The sequence below is a fragment of the Caballeronia sp. M23-90 genome (genome assembly GCF_053574605.1).
Map to the genome: position 1 here is coordinate 1 of NZ_JBSIPA010000589.1, position 3,458 is coordinate 3,458.

The window sequence follows — 3,458 nt, forward strand, 5'->3', positions numbered from 1 at the left end:
TGGGTCGCTGCGGGGGCGCTCGCGCTTTTCGCGGGCGCCGCCTTCTTCCTGCCCTTGTTTTCCTTCGCTTCCTTTGCGGCGGCCGCGGCTTCGATCTCTTCAGGATTCGGCGGCTGGTTGATCTCGTAATGCAGCACGAGCAACTGGCGCGCGCCGCGCACCGGCGCAATGGGCAGGCAGACGACGCGGGCGAACGCGGTATCGGCTTGTTTATCGACGCGCACGACTTTCGCCACCGGCAAGCCCGGCGGATAGATTCCGTCCAGGCCGCTGGTCACGAGTTCGTCGCCGGTCTGGACGTCGGCGCTGATGGGTACGAAACGCAGGTCCAGCGTGTCGCCCTTCGGCGTGCCATAGATCACGCTGCGCAAACCGGTACGCACGATCTGCACAGGAACGGCCTGGTCCTTGTCGGAGAGCAGCGTCACTTCGGATTGCAGCGGGAACACGCGGGTAATCTGGCCGATCACGCCATCTTCGTTGACTACCGGCGCGCCGTCCTGGATGCCCTGCTGCGAGCCTTTGCCAATCACGACTTTCTGTGTGAACGGATCGCGTGTGTCGTATTGCACTTCTACGGGTGTGGTTTGCGTGACGGCGCGCGCCTGAAGCTGAAGGAGCGAGCGCAAATGAGCGTTCTCGGCGTTGAGCTGGGATGCGTCGCCCGCTTTTACAGACAACTCCAGGTTCTTTTCTTTCAACTTCGAGTTTTCGGTGCGCAGGGTTGCGCTGGTCACGGCCAGATCGGCGGCGCCCATGAAGATATCGCGCGGTACGAGCGCTGCGCGCTGCAACGGGTATAACCCCGCGCCCAGCACGCCACGCACGATCTCGAGCGTGTTGAAACGCGCGTCGGAGATCAAAAGGGCGATTGCAAGCACCACGAAGAAGATCAATCTCGCGAGAGCGGATGGACCTTGCTTAAAGAGTGGCGGCGGACTGTATTCCATGGTCGGCGCCGAGGGCGTGAGCAGTTAAATCGATGCTGCGGGTCCGCGTGAAGTAGCGGCCCTGCCCAGCGCAGAGCGTTGCGGCCCGGAGCCACATTGGGCCGGGCCACGTGAACGCTTGCGCAAGTCGCAACCCTCGCGCACGTCGCAGTTGTTTCATTGAGCGAGTGCGTGTTGTTGACGCCTTCGTAAAAGGCGTCAAGACTTACTCGTAGGAGAAGATGCTGCCGAGCTTGTCCATGCGTTCGAGCGCCATGCCCGAACCGCGTACGACACACGTCAGCGGATCTTCAGCAACGAGCACCGGCAGGCCGGTCTCTTCTGCAAGCAGCCGGTCCAGATCGCGCAGCAACGCGCCACCGCCGGTGAGCATCATGCCGCGTTCGGCAATGTCAGCGCCCAGTTCAGGCGGCGTCTGTTCCAGCGCAATCTTCACCGACGAAACGATCTGGTTCAGCGGATCGGTCAGCGCTTCGAGAATTTCATTGCTCGAAATGGTGAAGCTGCGCGGAATGCCTTCGGAAAGATTACGGCCCTTGACTTCCATCTCCTTGACTTCAGAGCCCGGGAAAGCCGAACCGATTTCCTTCTTGATGGCTTCAGCCGTTTGCTCGCCAATCAGCATGCCGTAGTTACGGCGAATGTAATTGACGATGGCTTCGTCGAACTTGTCGCCGCCCACGCGCACCGAACCCTTGTACACGATACCGCCAAGCGAGATCACGCCCACTTCGGTCGTGCCGCCGCCAATGTCGACAACCATGGAGCCGGTTGCTTCCGAAACCGGCAGGCCGGCGCCAATAGCGGCAGCCATGGGTTCTTCGATCAGGTAGACCTGCGATGCGCCTGCGCCATGAGCCGCTTCCTTGATCGCGCGGCGCTCGACCTGGGTCGAACCGCACGGTACGCAAATGATGATGCGCGGCGAAGGCGAGAACATGCGCGACTCGTGAGCCGTCTTGATGAACTGCTTGATCATCTGCTCGGTGACCGTGAAGTCGGCGATAACGCCGTCTTTCATGGGCCGGATAGCTTCGATATTGCCCGGCACCTTGCCGAGCATCTGCTTGGCCTCGCGGCCGACAGCCTGAATGGTCTTCTTGCCATTCGGCCCGCCTTCCTGGCGGATGGAAACCACCGATGGCTCGTCAAGAACGATACCCTTGCCGCGCATGTAAATCAGCGTGTTGGCGGTGCCGAGATCAATCGCCAGATCGTTTGAAAAGTAGCTGCGCAAAAAACCGAACATTCAAAAATCCTGTCTCGCTGGGAGCCGTGCCTCGCTTCGAGCGCCAAAGGACGGCAGCGGAAAAAATTGACAGCCTGCAGCCGGACCCAATTGGTCGCGAACATTGCAAAGCTGCGAAGAAAATCTACCGGAGGATGCAAGCAAACCAGGCGCACACTTTTCTGAAAAATCTGTAACTAAGAAAAGGCCGCTGGCAAGTCGATCCGGATTTGGGTCGAACGCGTAATGATACCTTATAATTTTGGGGTATTCGAAGGAAAAGGACGGTACATTTTGCCATCGTCAGGCCTGCTTTCTAAGGCTCCTTATCTCGAATTGAAGTCGCGCTGTTTGTTGCGCGAAAGTCGCATAAATAGACCGGTGAAACGAATGTCTCTGACCCTGACCGATGTAAAACGCATTGCGCACCTCGCGCGGCTGGAATTGCCCGAACACGAGGCCGAACCCACCCTCGCGCGTCTGAACGATTTCTTCGGTCTCGTGGAGCAGATGCAAGCTGTAGACACCACGGGAATCGAACCGCTTGCTCACCCGATCGAACAAATCCAGCAAGTCGAACTGCGTTTGCGAAACGATGCTGTTACAGAGCACGTAAACCGCGAAGAGTTCCAACGGCCTGCGCCTGCCGTGCGCGACGGCTTGTATCTCGTGCCGAAAGTGATCGAATAGTGATGCAATAGTGATTGAACAAGCGGCCCGCCGGCACGGCAATGGCACCGCAGCACCGCACGAAAACTAAAAGACGCGGCACATGGCGTCTATCAGGAAAAACGCAATGCATCAGAAAAGCTTGACCGAACTGCGCGCGGCACTTGACGCAAAAACCCTTTCCGCCGTCGAACTCGCGCAGGTGTTCCTGCAGCGCATCGACGCAGCGAAGGATCTCAACGCCTTTATCAGCGTCGATCACGCACTCACCCTCGAGCAGGCGAAAGCAGCGGACGCGCTCATAGCCCAAGGCAAAGCGGGTCCGCTGACGGGTTTGCCCATCGCGCACAAGGACGTGTTCGTCACGCGCGGATGGAGCTCGACGGCGGGCTCGAAGATGCTCGAGAACTACAAGAGCCCCTTCGATGCCACCGTTGTCGACCGCTTGAAGAACGCGGGCATGGTGACGCTCGGCAAAACGAATATGGACGAATTTGCGATGGGTTCGTCGAACGAGAATTCGTACTTCGGCCCGGTCAAGAATCCGTGGGACCTGAAAGCGGTTCCGGGCGGATCGTCGGGTGGCTCGGCTGCAGCGGTCGCCGCGCGGA

General features: G+C 59.2%; 4 protein-coding genes. 2 read left to right on the top strand and 2 right to left on the bottom strand.

Going from position 1 to position 3,458, the window contains the following annotated elements:
• Nucleotides 1–950 (bottom strand): rod shape-determining protein MreC (gene mreC, locus ACRXB1_RS33000; protein ID WP_449494422.1); only part of this gene is annotated, 950 nt, incomplete at its 3' end.
• A gap of 205 nt (nucleotides 951–1,155) precedes the next feature.
• Nucleotides 1,156–2,199: a rod shape-determining protein gene (locus ACRXB1_RS33005; RefSeq protein WP_017772379.1), complete on the bottom strand. Its 1,044-nt coding sequence runs from the start codon at nucleotides 2,197–2,199 to the stop codon at nucleotides 1,156–1,158.
• Nucleotides 2,200–2,568: 369 nt separating this feature from the next.
• Between ACRXB1_RS33005 and gatC the strand changes: the two genes are divergently transcribed.
• Together gatC and ACRXB1_RS33015 are read left to right on the top strand one after the other, a co-directional pair.
• Nucleotides 2,569–2,868 (top strand): Asp-tRNA(Asn)/Glu-tRNA(Gln) amidotransferase subunit GatC, encoded by a 300-nt coding sequence (gene gatC / locus ACRXB1_RS33010; protein WP_062168581.1) that lies wholly within the window; start codon nucleotides 2,569–2,571, stop codon nucleotides 2,866–2,868.
• A 106-nt stretch (nucleotides 2,869–2,974) separates the two neighbouring features.
• On the top strand, nucleotides 2,975–3,458 hold a 484-nt coding region (locus ACRXB1_RS33015), incomplete at its 3' end, for an amidase (protein ID WP_449494423.1).